This is a genomic window from Butyrivibrio sp. (genome assembly GCF_017635265.1).
Classification (GTDB): Bacteria; Bacillota; Clostridia; order Lachnospirales; family Lachnospiraceae; genus Butyrivibrio.
In genome coordinates, this window is sequence record NZ_JAGBLU010000128.1 from 41,794 (window position 1) to 61,217 (window position 19,424).

Genomic DNA, 19,424 nt, shown 5'->3' on the forward strand with positions numbered 1-19,424 from the left:
ATCAGCAAGTTTAGGGACTGTAGCAAAATGTTCAAGTTATTCCGCTACAGTTTCTAAGTACTACTACCTCTCCCACAAGGTATAATCCTGATCAAGAACATATATAGTAAATTTTCCGACCGTGGCAGTATCAACAATCTCAGGTTCATAGGTTTCCAAAAAAGTATTAAAGTCCTCTGCCATAGCTTCTGAAACAATATAACATGTTGCTCCATCCTGTGACTTAACAGGCGGATACCATGTTTCATCCGAAAGCCACCTGCACCCTGCCATCTCTGACATATTGTTTACCGCACGAACCTTAACGGTATTATTACCCATAACAGTAATGTAATTGGCATAGTCAAAAGTCGTATATCCGTAAGCATAGCCATTTTCAACCATCCAACTGTAAACTTTGTAGGCATCCGTATCTTTTGCGTTGTCATTTTTGATTAGATCTTTATAAAAGACAGCAGATGAAAACATGCCATAGAAAGTAATCATCAAAAGAAGAACAGTAATAGCAACTCCTCTTACTACACCATAATCCTGAAACTTTTCTTTCAATCGATGGATCAAAAGACAAAATCCCGTTCCAACAGTAAATAAAAGCATAAGGAAATATCTCCCCGCCACATCTGCTGTAGTGAAAGTCTCAAGAAGGACGCATAGAACAAATCCAAAAGGAAACACCATCATGCTCCAAAATTGATAAGTTTTGTCCAAAGAATTAAGTTTAGAATCCGATAAAGCCGCCCTGTAATTGTAAAACAGATCTTCGTCAAATTTTTTTCCTGCAAATTTAATAAGCTTAATTACATAAATTACGTATCCAAATATGGCCGCGCATAAAACTGTAATAACCAATACAGGCAATCTGTTAAAGCTAAGAGTCTGTCCAATAGTAGGGCAAACCTCACCAATAAATTTTTCAAAGGCATGCCTTATATTTCTATTTGCTCCAAAGTTATTTGAAGCAAAAACCTTAGTTGTTCCAAATGAAACTGCAAATAAAACAAACACCCAAATTAAGATTAGGATATTACTCTGCTTTTTACCTCTTATCAAGAACACAACGCGTCGTAAAACTTCAACAGCCACCAGCGGAATATAACAAAAAAGACATGCATGCATTCCCTGCAAACCATTTAGAATCGCAATAGCAGCTGAAATGACAAAAGTCCACCATGACATCTTGTTTTCTTTTAACCACTTGTTATAAAAGATAAGGATTAGAAATAATGTTATAGCGTGACTGACATAATATGACGCATACAAAAACAGCATTCTCTGAAATTCATCTGCAGCGTTGGTAAAAGCCATCGTTATAGCAAGTACAGCCAGAATCTGTTCACCTGAAAATCCAATCTGCCTAAAATACACCGTCATAACAATAAGAAGTAAAACCATCATTATGACGCAGGCTATTCCTGCAGATAAATTTGCATTCTGCAAAACAAACGGATATATTAATGCAGCAAGATTAGGAACAGAAATCACTCTCACAGCCGTAGATGCATACCATGTAGGTGGCTGCACAAATCCATTATCATAAATTACTGTTCCTAAAAGAGTTTCCGACGCTATATCCGCCTCCATTCTGGCTGTGTAATGGAAAAGATTGGCATAGGCAAACACAAATAAAAGCGCAAGAACCACCGCAGCCAATAAAACTGTGATAATCCTTGCGATAATTAAGTTAATCTGTTGCTTTTTCTTCGTTTTCAATTTATCACCCCAATGCGTAGAATACTGCTATTCCCGCAATAATAAATATCATTCCAATAAGCTTTCTGTTAGTAATCTTTTCTCTGAAAAAGAATCTGGACATGAACATAACAATAATATAGCCCACAGGCTCCATTACTACTACCCCCATGTATCCCAGACCGTCATAGCAAAAAATTGAAATGACCATAGACAATACTAATAGTCCATATCCCCCAATAACAAGTCCGTTTAGATACTCCCTGATAAAGGACGGGTATTTTCTTCCGGCGCTCTGTTTTAGAAGCATCTGAGAAGTTGATGCAATAAATTCCGCAATTATCATGAGGAAAAAGTAAATATTAATCATCTTCACCTTCTCCCTTCACTGCACCTGTATTCATAATCACAACCCCCACTACTACCAAGAGCACTCCTACAACTTTAAAAGGCGTTATGCCCTGACTGAATATAATAAAATTCCAAAGCATTGACCACATTAAAGTCATAGCCTTATTGGCATATGCAACAGAGAGCTGAAACTTTTTTATCATCTGCTGCCAGATAAGAGCGTAGGCCGCAAGAATTAAAAATTCAAGACCAAAAAACAGAATATATCCCATGGATAAAAAATCATATTTTGATGCCAGATTAGCAGCAACTGTAGACAGGGAATATACAATAACAGCGCTCTGCAACAGCAGAATATCTGTCAGCTTTATTCTTCTTTTCATTGATAAATCACCCTCACAAAATGATCCGCCATATATGCATTGCATTCGGCGTTTACATGTATGTTATCCAGTAGCCATGTGGAACTGTTATCCTCATCTATTGTTCCATAATAGTTATCCACAAAAGAAACACCTGTCGCTCCGGACACATCAATCATAAACTGAAGATAGGTTGTTAGCTTACCATTTCCAAAATCGTATCTGTCACCGCTCACAAGCTGCCCCGATGAATCATAGGCGTAACACATAGGGAATGACATACACACAATTCTTATGAATGGATACTTCTCCTGAATCAGTTTAATACCTGCATTAAGAGCACCGCTAAAAGTGACAGGATCACTGTCATTGTCCGGATTCATACCAACTCTTAAATTAAGATAATCCTGTGCGTTGTAAAAAATAACCAGAGTATCTACAGTATTAAAATCAAGATTTTCCAAAAGTTCCGCACTCTTGTCGTACATTGAGTCCTCAAAGAGAGTTGCTTTTTCAATTAGCTGATCAAAATCCTCATCATATATGCACCTGGCAACGTTATAAAAACTAAATGCATCAAGAGCATAGTCATCTGTGTATGCAGCATTTTTCATAGCTACTGTAGAAGCCGGAAAACCGGCATTTAAACAGTTTGAGTTTTCAAGTTTAGACTGAACCTGACTTACAACACCGTTTTCAGAAGTGTCATACGTAAGCGCGTCATTTCCAAGGAAAAGAATTGTCTCAGTATCATCTACCTCATGTCCAGCCTTTTTATCCTCTGATAAAAGAAAAATCTGATCAAGAACTTCAATCTCATAGCTCTCGCCCGTAACTCCTTCAGTCTTGGCAGTTCCCTGATTCCATCTCCAGAGTTTAAAGCCTGAAAAAGCAAGGACACCTACAATTATGGCTATTAGAAGAATATGTACCCACATGGGAATTTTAATTGAATTTTTATTTGTATCTGACATAATAAACCTCTGTTATTCCGATTGTTTTAATTTGCTTATGATATCAATACTAATAGCAAAGTATGCAGCCAAATATATTACTGACACAGCTACAAATGGTACTCCATTTATTATATCAAAGTCAAACAGATAATAATTATACACAAGCATAGAGCACAAATTAATGGCTATAACTGCAGGTATCATTTTCCGGTTAAACATTATTGTTGCCGCCGTCATAATGATCACTCCCGCATAGTCGTATCTTTCATGCATTGCCGGCAAAAACAGGTAACAGGTCAAAATTGACCATCCTGCTAAAATAAAAGCTTTTTCATTTGTGATATTTTCTCTGTGCTCAAATACATATATAAGTGCAAAAGCAAAAACAGAAATTGCCAAAAGAATGGCCGGAATTCCAAAAACATCATAGCTTGTAAAGCCTAATCTATAAAGCGAGTTTGAAAGCCAGGTCATCTCATTGTATCCACTATTCTGCCTTAAATAAACTGAATAGGTCTCCCTTATTCCTCTTTGTGCCATAACGCAAGGTATACCGGCAACAACATACATAACAGGTATCCACACAAACTGAAGAACGCTATAGTTCTTTTTTACAAAGTACATAATAATGAAAAAAGGAATAATGAAGATAATCTGCAATTTAAAAGTAAAACCTATAGCTATAAGGATCAACGCACGTCTGGTTCTATCAGAAAAATAGTAATAAAGCCCCGCTATAATAAATGCTGTGTAAATAGCGTCGCACTGTTTCCACAATGCACCATTCATAATTGCTACAGGTAAAAATAGTACGCTTACAGAAACAACTACAGCCTTTTTTTGAGTCTGGCTATCATTGATTCCTGCAACAAGCATAAGCAACTTATATAAATAATATGCACCAATATACTCCGCTGCACATGAAGTAATTGCTATCCAAAGCCATGGCTCTCCGGGAATTCTGGCAACGAAGTCAAGGAATATATTGTAAGGAACATAGTAATTGCCAATAGTTCGCTCCAAACCGCCCCAAAAACTGAGACTTTTGTATTCGTTGATCCACGAAAGAAGCGTCACATTGTAATCGCCTGAAATAGTTTGCGGTGCAAGACAAACTCTCATCAGCACTGAAAACAGCAAAAGCGCCCCGATACATATCTGAAACATATATTTTTGAAAAAAGTCCGTTATAACTTCATCTATCCTATAGCGTTTCATTTCACTTCCCCAATTACTCTTCTCTGATATTTGTTATAGAATTAAGGCCATATGCCCAAGCAACTCCTTGATTTATCCTTCCGTCTGCCTCTTCCAGTAAAAAGAATGAATAATAGTTTTCAATTCCATCAGGATTTAAAGCTACATCTACCACAATATCTTCTCCCTGATGATTTGAGAAATCCTCTATCATTGCCCTTGTCTCATTGTAATGATCCTGAAATTCATGCCTATAAAGTTGAGCTACCTGACGATAAGCTTTATAACTCTTTACATTAAATCCTGAAAGAGCATTAGCAAGAACACAGATAAAAACCAATAACACTAAAACAGCCTTTCTGTTTTCTTTATTTATACCCTTATTCATAGCTACTCCAAGCATAATGCCAAGATTGGCTGAAGAATATATAAATGCAAACAATCCGACAAAAACACACCTTGGTGGCATCCATGGAACATTATATCCTGTAGTTACAGGGAAAATCACAGCAAATGGTGAAAAAATCGCAAATAATCCTGAAATAATCCATGCTTTTGCATTGGCTGTCATCTTATCAGCAACTAAAAATCCACATATAACAAACAGAATGAATACAGCTAAATAGTTTGTTCTTTCATCATGTCCAAACAACCAGTTCACATTGGACCACCAAACATTAAATGTATCTCCCAGCGATTTTAAAATATCAAGTTCTCCTTCGCTCGACTGTCTGACAAAATTTCCGGGAGCAACAGCATTTATAAGGGCTCCAATAAAAGAAACGCCAAACATTATCATATTGCTTTTTGATACTTTTCCATTCTTCACTGAATAATAAATGAAAAGGCTAAGTAACAAATAGCACGCAGTACCTGTTATTGCCAGGGATGCTCCAACTGCACAGAATCCGGAAACACAGGATATTATCACCCATTTGTTTCCTTTCGCATTTTCTCTGTTTGCCATCATGAATGCTGTAGCTGATATAAGCATAAGCGAAAATGGGAATGTATAAACTGATGCTCCAACCCACCACTCATATATCTCAGCAAATGACTCATATTGAGTCATTGCAAATACTACGCCAGCCATTACTAATGTTTTTACATAAAGCGGAATCTTTCCAATTCCATCCAAAAAAGTATTGATAAACCACAGAAGCGTTGCAAAAACAAGGGCTGAATTCAAAACCATCCAAAAGCGAAGCATTGGAAATCCGCCATGTGTCACAGGTGTAAAAAAGACACCAAAAAATTCTGAAAAATATGTTCCCTGATGGGTCATATAAACCCATGCAGCATATTTACATGACAAAACAAAATTTTCAAGAAGAGATACTCCTTTTACTCCGGCATCCTGAGCATACCAATAATCATCAGATACAAAAACCGAAAACCAGGAAACGGTTATAACAATTCCTGCCATAAAAACAATCCCTAGAATTGCCAATCCCAAAATCAGTCTTTTTACAAAACTTTCCGCATTTTCCCTATTAATCCCACTTTTATTCATAACACACCAAATCCTTCTACCACTCCTTATTTAATAATTCATTAAAATCAAATGAATCTATCATATCCCACATCTTATTTAATTCACTCTCCATTTCATCTAAAGAATGAATTTCATAATTACCATCACTAAAGCATTTTACCATAAATCTATTAATGTCGGGTTTATAATGTGTATAGTCCGCATAGTTATTGAGGTCTAAGGTCTCCGGCATAGTTTGAAAATAAAACAAATGAACATTGTCATACTCAAGGAGTCTTTCCGCAACATATTGATACTGACTAAATGTTGCGGAAAGGGTATTTTCCTGCATTACGTTATGCCAATACAATATACTGTATGGTGGGAAAAAGAAATAGAACTGTGTATTCGGATTATTTTCCACAAATGGAAGTATATTTACTTCAAGATTCTCTTTTGTCTGAGGTAAAAGAGCATCTGCTGCCGTTTCTTCATCCACATACTCCGGTTCATCATAGTTATGCATAACCCATTGAATATTGTAATAATCAGGTGTCCACCAGCTGGCATAGATCTCCGATAAGTCAGATCCCTGTCCCTGTATCATAGGGCGCATTATGTACTGAAGAAGAACATCCTTGTTAAGCAGATATTTAACATCGTTAAGATAGTTATTATCATACAGATATTCCGGAAGCGGATACTTTGTGGTCTCTGTATCTGCAGTCATTGTTGGAATATCCATGGCAAAAAAGACTGCTTTTACATCGCTGTTTTTTCTGGCATTGGTATTCTTATCAAAAACAATTGACAAAATGTTATAATCATCTTTGGGATACGCTCCGCTATAACTGAGTTTAATAGTATCCACGTCAAGCAACTCTTTAAAATCATCGGTATCAAAATTAACTGTCATGGATGAGCCTATGATGCATCCCTCGTACTTCATATTTTTTGCCATACCGGGATTTTGACTGAGCTGATTGTCCACCACATAAGGGAATCCTTCTAAAGGTGCATGGTAATGGAAAAATGGATCCACATATATCACTATTCCTCCGCATATAATAAACACAGTCACTATCAGCCCAATTAAAATTATAAATTGATTTCTATATTTCTTTTCATCCTTCATCTATTTAAATCGTCCTCAAATACGGCAACAAACTGCCACTTGTTACACATTTAATATATGAATCAAAAATCAGAAGTTCATGTACAGGAACGTACTTACGCCACCAAAGCTAAGAACACACCATACCAGCAATATTGCTGTAAAAAATGTTGTCAATAAGCTTATCCTACACTCTTTGGCAAAATAGATTGCTTTCTTAGAAAAAAATACAATCACAATTGCCACGGCCAGAAACAGCCACATACAAAGATCCCATGAAAAATTGTAATTAACAATAGGCGTAAGCTTAAACACATACCATATCTCATCAAGCCTGAAATAGTTGGCAAAGTCACTGTAATAGGGCCTGATACCACCGCTGAACATACGCTCAAATAAAAGAAGCGCATCAGAAACAGTGTTTGCTCTAAAGAATACCCAGGCGACTGTTACATAAATAAATGTGAAAAGTTGTTTTCCACAATTTGTCAGACAAATAAGTGTTTTATCCACAGTGGTATGATTTTCATTGTGTTTATTGCTTTCACCGGTAGGTAGTTCATTCTTTTGCCTTCTAACAATCAAATCCTCTTTTACCCTTGTCATCACATTTAAAGCACCATGCATCACGCCCCAAATAATAAAAGTCCAGCCACTTCCATGCCATAATCCGCTCACAAGAAAAACTATCATTATGTTGACATAGGTTCTGACAGTTCCTTTTCTGCTGCCCCCAAGGGGAATATAAATGTATTTGGTAAAAAACTTTGTAAGTGTAATATGCCACCTATTCCAAAAATCAATTATGTTAACCGCCTTGTACGGAGAGTCAAAGTTAATACTAAGCTCAAATCCCATAATCATGCAAATTCCACCAGCTACATCACAATAACCACTAAAGTCAAAATAAATCTGAAAAGAGTAGAATATAGCAACCAGCACAGCCTCCCACCAGCCAAGTGTTGCTAACGAGTTGTATCCATAATCTACAGCCTGACCTATAGTATCAGCCAATATCACCTTCTTAAATAGTCCAATAGATATGAGCAGAAGTCCTCTCATAACAATTTCCCAATCAAATTTGTGTCGTGATGACTCTTGTAATTGATCGTTATAATCACCATAGCTCATCAGCGGTCCCTGGAGAAGTTTCGGAAAAAAAAGAATATAAGAAAGATACTCTAACAGTTCAAACTTCCTGATTTCCCCACGATAAGACTCCACCAAGTATGATATCTGGTTAAAAGTATAAAAACTGATAGCAATTGGAAAGAATATGCCACTAAACTTAAAAAAAAGCAGAGTAAGTACATTAAATCCTATCCCTACCGCCAACAATATTATTACTTTTTGCTTTCCTTTTTTTGTGAAAAAGCTGTCTGAAACTGCCTTATCTCCATAATTTTCAGACTTCAATCCCCGGATAAAGAACAAATTAACCGCAATGCTTAGTGCAAGAACTAATAGATTTTTAATTCCAAAAAGAGCATAAAAAACTAATGAGCCTGCAATTATCCACAAATTGCACAGTCTCATTAGTCTATCACCAGTTCTAAAAAAATGCCTTATTATAAAATACCCAATGACAAATACCGGCAAAAATGCCAGCATAAACTCATATGAATTAAATAACATAACTCCCCTTACTTAAGCCACTCGCTTCTCTTACTTATAAGTAGCGCCTTAAAAATATCAATGTCATCTACTGTTGTGAGCTTAATATTCTTTTCAGATCCTTGTGAAAAGTACACCTTTTTTCCCATTTCAATCATAAGCGTGCAGGACGCTACAGATGCTGTTATTCCTTTTTCAAGTGCCTGTCTGTGAAGATCACAAATTTCTCCAAGTTTGAACCCTTGAGGAGTCTGAGTTCTTTTTAGTTTATCTCTGGAGTATGTTTCTTCCGAAACTATTCCGTCTTCAGTTGTGAGCATGGCTTCAGCACACGGAATTGCAGTAATGGCATTTCCATACTGTTTAGTCTTCATGATGCAATCTGATATTATCTCAGCTGAAACCATAGGCCTTATGGCATCATGAATCAGAACTATGGTGTCCCTGTCAAAAAACTTTTCCAGTTCATATACTCCGTTTCGTATGGACCCCTGTCCATTATCGCCGCCATTAACAACATGTTCAAGTTTTGTTATGTTGAACTGTTTAGCGTAAGCTAAAAGCATCTGCTCCCAGCCCTCAACACACACAACCGCAATTGAATCTATTTCAGGATGGTTCTGAAAAGCCTCCAGAGTGTACACGATAACCGGTTTTTCATTAACCGTTAAAAACTGTTTTGGAATATCCTGATGCATTCTTGCGCCAGTGCCGCCGGCTATAATCAGTGCTACAGTCTTCATAATCTATCCTCTTTTCAATACTAATATTTCATTTTCCACGAACATAAATCACTCTTTGATTATATTAACGTGCATGGGTATTCTATTTTCTTCCGGTGGAAGTGACATATAATCCCCATAAGTCTTTGTAAGCCATTTATCATGAAGCTTGGGGATGGGAAATGCTTTCCCATGGATATAAGCTGTATCAGGACCGTTAACCAAATGTTCAGAGTCAAAATCAAGGCCCCAGTATCTTGGATCCGGCTGTTCATTGGAAATAAACAACATATTCCCCTCACCTGCATTGGAATCGCCATTCTCATCAATGTCAGATGCAAGCTTGGCAATTCCTCCCTTGACCTGAAGTTTCATATATTTAGTAGCTATTTTTTGAAATGGTATACATTTCCCAATACTTGCAAGTATAAATGCCACAGCCTTCATTCCGCCCTTAAACTTGCCATAATCCACATATGGCCTGTGTCCCATGGCAAGGGCATAGAGTAGCTTCATCATTGTAAGTTGCATCTTGTGGTCATCTGCCTCAATATCAAAAACAAACATATCCAAAGTAGGATGTGAATATCTGTTTTCATAGAAGTCCTCAGCACCAAATGTTGTTCCTTCATAAGTCAGATTCATATCTGCGACCTTGGTAATAAAATCAAAAAACTGAGGATATCTCTCAAATCTTAAAAGCTTAAACCTTGAATTCGCCTCTTTTTCAAAAACTTCCAAAAACTTCTCGTAATCTTTTCGTAAAAATAAAATATCAACGTCATCATCCCAAGGTATGAAATCCTGATGTCTTATTGCCCCAAGGAAAGTGCCTCCATGAAGATAATACTGTATCCCATGCTTTTTGCAAATTCTGTCCACTTCAGAGAGCATGGCAAAATCTGACTCATGCACCCTTTTTAAATATTCCTGTACTTCTTTTTCCATAAAACTTATTATTTCTTTCTAAAAAACTTATTTTTTCTAAACACAAATACATAGATATGCTCATCTCTCAATTCCAAGGTGATCATACATATAACTTACAATATACCCTGTCCTGTCCCTAAAAAATGCATCAAGAATTTCTATATCTTTTTCATAATCATCTTGATCATATGGCGCCTCATATCCTTCAAATCCGGGATATTCATCAAGCCAAAACTCTCCTCTGAATCTGTTATTGGACTTTATTACTGCTACTTTGTATTTATCAGCCATAGCCCACAACTTTGCAGATACATCTTCATAATTAAAGTTATTCTCTGCAACTTCCATAAAAGCACTTGCAAAACGTTCTCTAAACTCTTCATTGGCGCAAAGAGCTGTAAAAAGTTCATCACCATTTAATGGATTGTTACCATACCAGTTTCCATCCACAAAAGAGTCTATATCAGCGGTATTAGCTCCAAGATTCATACTGCAAGAATCATCAAGGTCAAATAATAACCATCTCCACCTGCAATCCTCATATTCTGAAATTCCCGGATTTCGACTACGCCAAACAGCATAATTGTTTTTATACGCATCTGAATTTCCAACATAAGTCTCAATAGCGTAATAATCTATAAGGCTTTGTATATCCACCATTTTTTCAAACTTACGATAGTTTTCTTCCAGAGACATGTCATTTTCAGCAACGAAAGCCACAACCTCATCATAGAGTAAAACGTCATCAGGATCATCGGTCCTGCTCTCACCATTTTTAATGATTACTACATTATCCTGTGGGACGTCATAGTATTCTTCAATGTAACTTGCCCCTATTGTTTCCTGAAGATTATACAGCCCCCAATACTCACCATTTAAAAATACCACGCATGGCTCTGCTTTCTGTGTTCCAACAGCTCTGTCAGTTACCATTGACTGTACAAACACATCTCTTATTTTAGTAACAAATATATCAGTCGATCCACCTCCACGAAGCATGAGTTTATTATATATCTGTCCATTGCCAAAAAAGTCATAATTAAAAATACTATTTCCATCATATTCATCACGAGCATACAATTGGAAATTTTTCTGATTCTGCTCTCTGGTCCAGCCACCGTGAATACGGATTCCTGCTTTCTGCTCATGTATCTTCTCATGATCTGATGAGAAAAATTCGATATTCACTTCACGTTCCCAACCGCGTCCTTTTTTTCCAAAATGAGCATACTCTGTATCGTCAATACCAACAGTTTCCATATCATATTTTGCATATAGGAGATCATGAACCTTGCCATATACATAGATTCCCCTATCATAGCCAAAAAAATCATCCGGATCAAAAGAAATAGAAACTATCGACATTCCTTCATAATCATCCCTGGAAAGTCCAACAAAATATGATTCAGAAACAACATCACTAATTCCATCTTCTGAAATGGCAACCGCCTTTAAAACAGTACATTTATCCACATTATAGTCAGGCAAATAACCATTTTCAGAAGAAATTCCCCCAATATTGGAATATATATTGGGTTCATCTGTTCGATTGTCTATAACTACAGGTTCTGTGTATTTATAGGAATTCTCATCCGGAACTGAACCATCCAATGTGTAATAAATTTCTCCCTCTTTCGCAGAAAGCTCAACTATTATAGTATCATCAAACCATCCGCCCTCTACTGAATAAACCGGAGCATCAATGTTTCTTTTCTCTTCCGCAAGTGTTTCTTCCAAATAATAAGGAGAAGGTACCGAAACATAGTATTTATCGCCAATCAAAGAAACAGTCTCATCATCTGCAATTCCTGAATCAATTGTGGTAATGCAGGCAACATTTCCATCAGGATCTGTTAAAATACACTCTTCGCCTTCAGATAGGTGAAAAGAAACGCCGTGAACATCAACAGGCACATAGTCCTTTTTATAAAAATCTGTATCATCAATGTTTTCGTTGCACCAGGCAATAATACACTGTCCGGGATCAACAGTAATGTCTCCAAAATCATATTTGCTTAAATTATCAGCACTATCTGTCAGTCCCCATCCCTTAAGATTAACACTTGAATCTGATCTGTTATAAAGCTCTATATAATCTGCGCCATAATCACCATTGTCATCATAAGCTGCCGTAACATTATGTGGACACACTTCAGATATAACAATCGGAGACTTTTGTATATCTTCTGACAAAAAAGCTTTACCTGCACCAAAAGCAAAAGTCAACCCCAGTATCGCGCAGATATAAATTAACTGCTTATCTTTTTTCATCCAACAAACCTTTTAATTACTACTAATTCATTTTGCAACTTCCGGATCTTCATAAATGGTATAGCCATCAATATTTGCTATTGCATCCAGTCCTAAGTCTGATAAACTGCCATCAATTTCCCTGGTATCCGCCAAAACTATATAATGACACTTCGTCTGCCTGGTAGCTTCTAAAAGCGCCTTGGCATCTATAACTTCCGGTTTTTCCATAACCTCATAGACAACATTGTAGTAATCCCACTGTGTTACAACCATCTCGCGACCATAGGGCATCAGTATATCCGTATCATACTGCCTGACAAAATGTACCAATTCTGATGGAAATGCTGCCCTTACTCTGGGCTCTCCATCCTCAGGCGCAATTACATCGCAAATATCAATTACATTCTGCGGAATATGATAAATATTTTCTGCTACTGACATATACTGATTGGCATAGACAAAAGAACCTGTTACAGCAATTATAAGAACTATCAGCGCCAATATTCCTCTTCTGACATTATCCTTTCTGATGTTCATAAGAGCCTTGCAGGCACTATATCCGATAACTACATACATCGGAATAATCCATAATATTCTGTAATAGGTATCACTTCCATCATCAAAAAGCGCCACATACACAATTTTAGTAACAGGGAAAAGAAAACCAATCAAAATCAGTAATGGCAATATTCCAAGAACAATCTTTTTCCTTATGTCTTTTTCACTGACAACAATATAAACGCTTGCCACAATAAATAACGGAAGAAGCGCGCCATTTCCGCCATATAGTTTAAGTGCTACCCAGCACTCCATAAATATTCCGTACATATAGGCACCTCACATCCCACTTGTCCAGATTGAAAAATAAAGAGCCAGATAAACAAGATTAGGAACCAAACACAAAACTGTTCCGACAATAACTTTCCAGCTTCTGCTAAATATAAGAAGCAACAGTGATAAAAGTGCAATTATCCCGCTTCCAAAAATAACTCCCATAGCGCTGCACATTCCTGAAAGCATGTTTACAAGAGCAAGCATTATCCAAGGAGATATCCTGTTTATTCTGCTACTGCTTGTACTGTTACTCTTTTTTTCAATTTCGACCAAATTGTACATTTCCAGGAAAATCCAAAAAATCATAGGGAACACAAGATTTCCCACAAGTGCTTTTCCCTGCCAGGTTCTCATAAGAAAAAAAGTAGCCGGCGTGTAATGAGATACATTTCCAAACATCATAAGAAAACTTACAATGATCATAAATACCGGAAGCATTTCTTTTTTTTCTTTAAAAAGCATCTTTCCAATTTCAGCATAAACCAGATAAACGAGCGGAATAAATAAAAGCGGAATAACCGAATGTGACACAATTGTTGCATGAACGCCGCTCACCTTTGCAATAAATGCAATCCACATTGTTATAACCGCAAGCGCATGTCTTATATCCAGCGATGTAGAATTACCTGTATACGGAAGGATGGTATTCATAACATCCGCCTGCTGAGCAAGAAGAGACTCCACCACGTAATAGGCATCATCACCATCAAAGCTTGCCATAACAACAGACATAACAAGCTGGAATACCAGTAGAACACAAAAGATAAGCCAGTAAATTTTTGTCTCTGTAGCTTTCTTTTCAGCAACAGACTTCAGGACAATACTCCTGTCCTTCTTTACAAAAATACAATAGCAAACCCTTCCTATCCCAAACAATATCATTATCCATGCTGCTATAAGAAAATATTTCACACAATATGCAAATGCACTATACATGATAGTAGTCATGCAGTATATTGCAATAACTTCAAAAACCGCCAAATAAACTAAAAATCCCAGAAGAAATGTCACTCCTATGCTGCGCTTATTTTTCGGTAATAAAAAATTAAACAGCATGCCAATTATCATAGGTGCACTTAACATCCAGAATATTAACTTTATAACCTCACCAACAATATGTATCAATCCCAATCACCCCTGCATCATTAGTTTTAAGTGTTCCTGAAGAATGCTTATGCCTGTAAGATTCTCACCGCCACGAGGAATAATAATATCGGCATATTTCTTGCTTGGCTCCACAAACTGCTCATGCATAGGCTTAACTGTTTCTGTGTATTGCTTAAGAATCGAATCAATGCTTCTGGCTCTCTCCACCATATCACGGCGAATCCTCCTCATAAGCCTCTCGTCAGCATCTGTCTCCACAAAGACCTTAATATCCATAAGATCCCTTAATTCTTTGTTCTCAAGTATCAGGATTCCTTCAACTATAATAACTTTTTTAGGGACAACATGAACTGTCGCATCTGCCCTGTTGTGAACTGTGTAGTCATATACAGGCACATCAATAGCTATGTTATTCTTAAGCTTTTTTACATCCTCTATCAGAAGATCTGTATCAAAAGATTCCGGATGATCATAGTTAAGTCGGCTCCTGTCCTCATATGACAGGTCATTATGTGCTTTGTAATATGAGTCGTGATTTATTACAACAATATCATCCCCAAATTTCTCTTTTATCATACGAACAATTGTCGTCTTGCCCGACGCTGTTCCTCCTGCAATTCCTACGATACATACCTTATCGTTCATAAAAAACCTCCATTTAATCATTAAAACAAGTGCACAGTTCAAGTGATATGTCAAATTGCATCAGCGCACATAATTACCACCATTTGACTTATAATAATCATGCTCTACAATCTCGCCGTCATCATTATATATGATAAGCTGAATATCCTCCAGATAATGGCTCTCATCATACAGATAGTTAGTATCAGGATCCTCATCAGAATAAAGAAGTCTGAAATACTGCTCTACAGGGCGATAATTAAGTGTTCCCAACGCCGTACTCATGGAATAGATTTCCTCACTCTCACATGCCTCATATATTTGCCGAGTAGAATTATCCTTGATAAGAATATAGGGGCCGCTTGTACTCTCTACCTTATCGGACATTGAAGAATTGACTATCATTCTCTTTAAAAAGCTGTCAAGGAATACCGGTGAATTTCCATTTACATACAGCACGAAATTGTAGTCTTCCAGATTCAGAAGGTCAAGCTTGATATATAAATTATCCTCATCAAACAGCACATCATCAAGCTCCTTATTAAAATTCTCCACACACTCCTGCCAATATGCATAGTCGTCATCGCCACGATGATCTGCAAAATCACCTGCTTCACTAAGCCACTGTCCCATGTAATCCGTAACTTTTTTTGAACCGACAACATTTAAATGTCCGTGATCATTCAAATCGGAATACAGGTCTATAACATCAAGATTCAACATATTGATATAAGGCACATCATAGTTTTCAGCTATTTCACCAGCTCTTATAGCAGCCGCCTGGTCTTTGGTATCTGCAGAAAAAGGATAATATGTCAGAACTACAGGAATTCCTCTCTCCTGACACAATTCAATGATCTTTTCAAGATATTCAGTTCCAACGGTATCCTCTGTTAAAAGATCTGACTCTGTCACATCCGGATACAGTTCAGGATCAAGTTCAACATCATATCTCATTTCAGCGCCAAAAAGCCTGTTTCTATTTGCAGTCCCGGTAATAGTCTTAAAATCGTCCTCATTCAGATATTTCCATCTGTTGTGATAAATAATGAATTCGTATAGGAATTCATTTTTTACACTTTCATCCTGAATGAGATCATCAATTGCAGCTCTTTTCAGGTCATTTAATGGCCACGCATCCATATTAAGATGAAGCTGCTCAACCGAAGTATTCACCTCATCCTCATCATCGAACTCTTCTCTGTTATCAAGATAGCGAATATTCTTCTCAAGCATATATGTATCAACAACAACCCACTTAGGAGTACAGTATTCAAGCGCCTCTCTAAGTTCCCAATAGGTCGCCTGAAGCATGGCACCATGTCCACCCATGTTGTATGAAGTTATACCATACTCCTCAAAAAGAAATACCGGATTAATAGCATTTATTACGTGAGAAGAGCCCATAAAAAGCACATCAATGTGATCTTTTTTTGCTTCGTTAAAAAAGTCTGTGTATTTATAATCGCTTTCTTTTCGTTTGAGAATCACTATAGATGTCGCAATTGCAAGACCAAGCAGACACAAAAAAATTATTGATTTGAAAACATTGGCTAACGTTTTTTTCATGACTTTGTTTCCTCGAATTATTTTTTGATGATATACGGATTCCATGCAAGCATGGATTCACGCGGTCTTTAATCCATTTATCATCAAAACTGCTGGTAAATGAAGGCGGCACTATCATAGCCGGGTCCCCAGATGCCAAAGACCAAGATAGCAACAATAGCTGCAATTCCTATAATATATCTGATCCAAATTCCCTGCTTTAAAATTCTTTCTCTTATAATGAAACCATTGTAACTTACCAGATCCGTTGCAATTACTATGATAAGTCCAACAATAGCCACAAAGAAATCCGCACTATCCAGACCATATTTAAATAAACTTCCATCAGCCAGCATCCATGGAGTAAACACAAAGCTATTTTTAATAATCACCAACGCTTGACCAAGAGATGATGCTCTAAAGAATACCCACGCAAAATTAACCAGCAAAAAAGTGACCATGATTTTAAGTGTTCTATGAGAAAATGCATTTCTCTCAACCTTAAACACATCGACCAGTTTGTCTCGTAAAGGTCTTAAAACATATCCAATCACCTGGAAAAAACCATGAAGGACTCCCCAAACCACAAAAGTCCAGTCTGCGCCGTGCCAAAGGCCACTCACTGCAAAGACAATCATAATGTTAATGTACTTTCTTGCCGTTCCTTTTCTGTTGCCTCCAAGGGGAATGTAAAGGTAATCTCTAAGCCAGGTTGATAGTGAAATATGCCATCTGCGCCAGAATCCTGCGATACTTCCGGATAAATAAGGACAATTAAAGTTGTCCATAACATCAATTCCAAGAATCCTTGAAATGCCGATTGCAATGTGTGAGTATCCTGCAAAATCTGTATAAATTTCAAATGTATAAAATAATGTCGCCACAAGTGTTGTAAATCCAACTGCAACTTCAGGATCACTGTAAACATTGTTCACATATATGGCGAGTCTGTCCGCCACAACAAGTTTTAAGAAATATCCCCATATTATCTCAAGAAGACCATTCCTTAACATATCAAAGTCCACAGTTAATGGAAAGTTAAACTGAGGAAGCATATTTTTGGCTCTTTCAATTGGTCCCTGAGTTATCTGTGGGAAGAAAGAAACATATAATCCAAGCTTTATTGGATTTTTTTCAGCAATAATATCACCTCTGTAAACATCTATCAGGTATCCTATGATTTTAAGCATATAAAAAGATACGCCTAATGTAGCAAGGAGATTGAGACCTATAGCATCTTCACCTCTTCCGGCAATAGAAAGAACAGTCTTTTCAATGAAATTCAGGTATTTGCAGGCAATAAGTATAGCTATATGAACAGTTATTGCCAGAATCAGTATGCCTTTGCCATTCTTATTGTTTTCTGAAGCCTTATTTTTCTCAAGCATGATTCCAAAGCCGTAGGCAAGTGCTATTGACGCAACCAACACCACCGCACTTTTAACATCAACACTTACATAGAAAAATAAACTGGTTATAAAAAGCCAGATATATTTGAATTTTCTGGGTATTATATAGTTAATAGCCACCACCACAGGCAGGAATATTAAAAACTCTTTGGATACAAACTGCATAAAATATTCTCCACTATTGCAAATATTTCACTCGCAAAAACTACAATTACCTTAGAAATTAATCCTTTTCTCCTCAACCACAATAGGTCTGTTGATAACACGTGTATTAATATTGAGAATATACTCGCCCATAAGGCCAATGAAAAAGAGCTGAATAGCCCCTATAAGGAACATTCCTATTATCATAGGAGCATATCCTGCATGGAAACTATACCAGTGAGTCAATTTTAAAACCAAATAAACAAAGGCAACTATTAAATCCACAAGAGCACATATGAATCCTGCAATTGTACACAGTCTTAATCCAACCTTTGTGTATGAAGTAATGCTAAGCATCGCTGCATCGTACAATGTATAAAAATTGTTGTGGGTCTTACCTGCTCGTCGCTGTGGCTGCACATATTCTACAGTAATCATATTAAAGCCTTCACCATACTCCGCGACAATTCCTCTGATAAAAGGGATTGGATCGCCAAGCTGCCTAAGAAGCTGAATAAATGTCTTGTCATAAAGTCCAAAGCCGGTGAAATGCTCAATCATGCGAACACTTGACATATTCTTTATAAGCTTGTAATAGCAACTTCTAAGAAAATAGATAAATCCATTTTCCTTGCTTGAAGACTTAACACCACTTACAATCTTATGCCCCTCTTCCCATTTTCTCACGAAAACAGGTATAAGCTCAACCGGATCCTGAAAATCTGCACAAATTGGAATTACGCAGTCACCATCCAATGAACACATTCCATGAAATGGTGAATTAAACTGTCCAAAATTAGTAACATTAAATATTGCCTTTATCTTCTTGTTCTCAGCACATAATTTCTCAATTATATCTCTCGTTCCGTCAGTAGATGCATTATCAATAAACGCAATCTCATAGTCATACTGCGGCAGTTCTTTAACCAGAACCTCTTCAACTGCCTTGCTGATGGCTTCAACATTTTCTACTTCATTAAAACATGGAATCATAATACTAATCTTTTTCACAATTAAACCTCTTAAAATCTTTTATTTGCAAGCTTGACTAAGCTCGAAAGAACCTCACTAAGTCAACTTGCATGGCTCGCACTAA

17 protein-coding genes are annotated in these 19,424 nt (G+C 36.9%); all 17 read right to left on the reverse strand.

The window, feature by feature from the left end; genetic code table 11:
- Positions 1-63: 63 nt before the first annotated feature.
- Complete coding sequence (locus J6O61_RS15900) at positions 64-1,710, reverse strand: hypothetical protein (protein ID WP_292215175.1); 1,647 nt, start codon at positions 1,708-1,710, stop codon at positions 64-66.
- Between the two features lie 4 nt (positions 1,711-1,714).
- Positions 1,715-2,059, reverse strand: coding sequence for a multidrug ABC transporter (locus J6O61_RS15905; RefSeq protein WP_292215176.1), 345 nt, complete (start codon positions 2,057-2,059; stop codon positions 1,715-1,717).
- Entirely contained in the window at positions 2,052-2,423 is a 372-nt protein-coding gene (locus J6O61_RS15910; RefSeq protein ID WP_292215178.1) for a transporter, read from the reverse strand. The genes J6O61_RS15905 and J6O61_RS15910 overlap by 8 nt, the downstream gene beginning before the upstream one ends.
- Entirely contained in the window at positions 2,420-3,376 is a 957-nt protein-coding gene (locus J6O61_RS15915) for a hypothetical protein (protein ID WP_292215180.1), read from the reverse strand. The genes J6O61_RS15910 and J6O61_RS15915 overlap by 4 nt, the downstream gene beginning before the upstream one ends.
- Positions 3,377-3,388: 12 nt before the next feature.
- On the reverse strand, positions 3,389-4,576 hold the full coding sequence (locus J6O61_RS15920; protein WP_292215182.1) for a hypothetical protein: 1,188 nt from the start codon (positions 4,574-4,576) through the stop codon (positions 3,389-3,391).
- 13 nt (positions 4,577-4,589) lie between these two features.
- Positions 4,590-6,068 carry a DUF6056 family protein gene (locus J6O61_RS15925; RefSeq protein ID WP_292215184.1) on the reverse strand — a complete coding sequence of 493 codons (1,479 nt, stop codon included), beginning with the start codon at positions 6,066-6,068 and terminating at the stop codon, positions 4,590-4,592.
- A 16-nt stretch (positions 6,069-6,084) separates the two neighbouring features.
- Entirely contained in the window at positions 6,085-7,080 is a 996-nt protein-coding gene (locus tag J6O61_RS15930) for a hypothetical protein (protein ID WP_292215186.1), read from the reverse strand.
- Between the two features lie 153 nt (positions 7,081-7,233).
- Positions 7,234-8,778: an MBOAT family O-acyltransferase gene (locus J6O61_RS15935; RefSeq protein WP_292215188.1), complete on the reverse strand. Its 1,545-nt coding sequence runs from the start codon at positions 8,776-8,778 to the stop codon at positions 7,234-7,236.
- Between the two features lie 8 nt (positions 8,779-8,786).
- Positions 8,787-9,500, reverse strand: a complete 714-nt coding sequence (locus tag J6O61_RS15940) for an IspD/TarI family cytidylyltransferase (protein ID WP_292215190.1) — start codon at positions 9,498-9,500, stop codon at positions 8,787-8,789.
- 48 nt (positions 9,501-9,548) lie between these two features.
- On the reverse strand, positions 9,549-10,427 hold the full coding sequence (locus tag J6O61_RS15945; RefSeq protein ID WP_292215192.1) for a LicD family protein: 879 nt from the start codon (positions 10,425-10,427) through the stop codon (positions 9,549-9,551).
- Between the two features lie 60 nt (positions 10,428-10,487).
- Positions 10,488-12,680 carry a CotH kinase family protein gene (locus J6O61_RS15950; protein WP_292215194.1) on the reverse strand — a complete coding sequence of 731 codons (2,193 nt, stop codon included), beginning with the start codon at positions 12,678-12,680 and terminating at the stop codon, positions 10,488-10,490.
- Positions 12,681-12,707: 27 nt separating this feature from the next.
- Complete coding sequence (locus J6O61_RS15955) at positions 12,708-13,490, reverse strand: hypothetical protein (protein WP_292215196.1); 783 nt, start codon at positions 13,488-13,490, stop codon at positions 12,708-12,710.
- Positions 13,491-13,499: 9 nt separating this feature from the next.
- On the reverse strand, positions 13,500-14,627 hold the full coding sequence (locus J6O61_RS15960) for a DUF6077 domain-containing protein (RefSeq protein WP_330613808.1): 1,128 nt from the start codon (positions 14,625-14,627) through the stop codon (positions 13,500-13,502).
- Positions 14,628-15,248, reverse strand: a complete 621-nt coding sequence (udk, locus tag J6O61_RS15965; RefSeq protein WP_292215199.1) for a uridine kinase — start codon at positions 15,246-15,248, stop codon at positions 14,628-14,630.
- 60 nt (positions 15,249-15,308) lie between these two features.
- Positions 15,309-16,796: a hypothetical protein gene (locus tag J6O61_RS15970; RefSeq protein WP_292215202.1), complete on the reverse strand. Its 1,488-nt coding sequence runs from the start codon at positions 16,794-16,796 to the stop codon at positions 15,309-15,311.
- Positions 16,797-16,879: 83 nt separating this feature from the next.
- A complete protein-coding gene (locus J6O61_RS15975) occupies positions 16,880-18,349 on the reverse strand; it encodes an MBOAT family O-acyltransferase (protein ID WP_292215204.1) in 1,470 nt (489 codons plus the stop codon).
- Between the two features lie 51 nt (positions 18,350-18,400).
- Positions 18,401-19,339 carry a glycosyltransferase family 2 protein gene (locus J6O61_RS15980; RefSeq protein WP_292215206.1) on the reverse strand — a complete coding sequence of 313 codons (939 nt, stop codon included), beginning with the start codon at positions 19,337-19,339 and terminating at the stop codon, positions 18,401-18,403.
- Positions 19,340-19,424 lie beyond the last annotated feature (85 nt).

Coding starts and splice junctions, on each gene's coding strand:
- J6O61_RS15955 (WP_292215196.1), bottom strand. CDS start 13,490: ATGTACGGAATATTTATGGAGTGCTGGGTAGCACTTAAACTATATGGC.
- J6O61_RS15915 (WP_292215180.1), bottom strand. CDS start 3,376: ATGTCAGATACAAATAAAAATTCAATTAAAATTCCCATGTGGGTACAT.
- J6O61_RS15910 (WP_292215178.1), bottom strand. CDS start 2,423: ATGAAAAGAAGAATAAAGCTGACAGATATTCTGCTGTTGCAGAGCGCT.
- J6O61_RS15925 (WP_292215184.1), bottom strand. CDS start 6,068: ATGAATAAAAGTGGGATTAATAGGGAAAATGCGGAAAGTTTTGTAAAA.
- J6O61_RS15975 (WP_292215204.1), bottom strand. CDS start 18,349: ATGCAGTTTGTATCCAAAGAGTTTTTAATATTCCTGCCTGTGGTGGTG.
- J6O61_RS15935 (WP_292215188.1), bottom strand. CDS start 8,778: ATGTTATTTAATTCATATGAGTTTATGCTGGCATTTTTGCCGGTATTT.
- J6O61_RS15950 (WP_292215194.1), bottom strand. CDS start 12,680: ATGAAAAAAGATAAGCAGTTAATTTATATCTGCGCGATACTGGGGTTG.
- J6O61_RS15905 (WP_292215176.1), bottom strand. CDS start 2,059: ATGATTAATATTTACTTTTTCCTCATGATAATTGCGGAATTTATTGCA.
- udk (WP_292215199.1), bottom strand. CDS start 15,248: ATGAACGATAAGGTATGTATCGTAGGAATTGCAGGAGGAACAGCGTCG.
- J6O61_RS15945 (WP_292215192.1), bottom strand. CDS start 10,427: ATGGAAAAAGAAGTACAGGAATATTTAAAAAGGGTGCATGAGTCAGAT.
- J6O61_RS15970 (WP_292215202.1), bottom strand. CDS start 16,796: ATGAAAAAAACGTTAGCCAATGTTTTCAAATCAATAATTTTTTTGTGT.
- J6O61_RS15920 (WP_292215182.1), bottom strand. CDS start 4,576: ATGAAACGCTATAGGATAGATGAAGTTATAACGGACTTTTTTCAAAAA.
- J6O61_RS15940 (WP_292215190.1), bottom strand. CDS start 9,500: ATGAAGACTGTAGCACTGATTATAGCCGGCGGCACTGGCGCAAGAATG.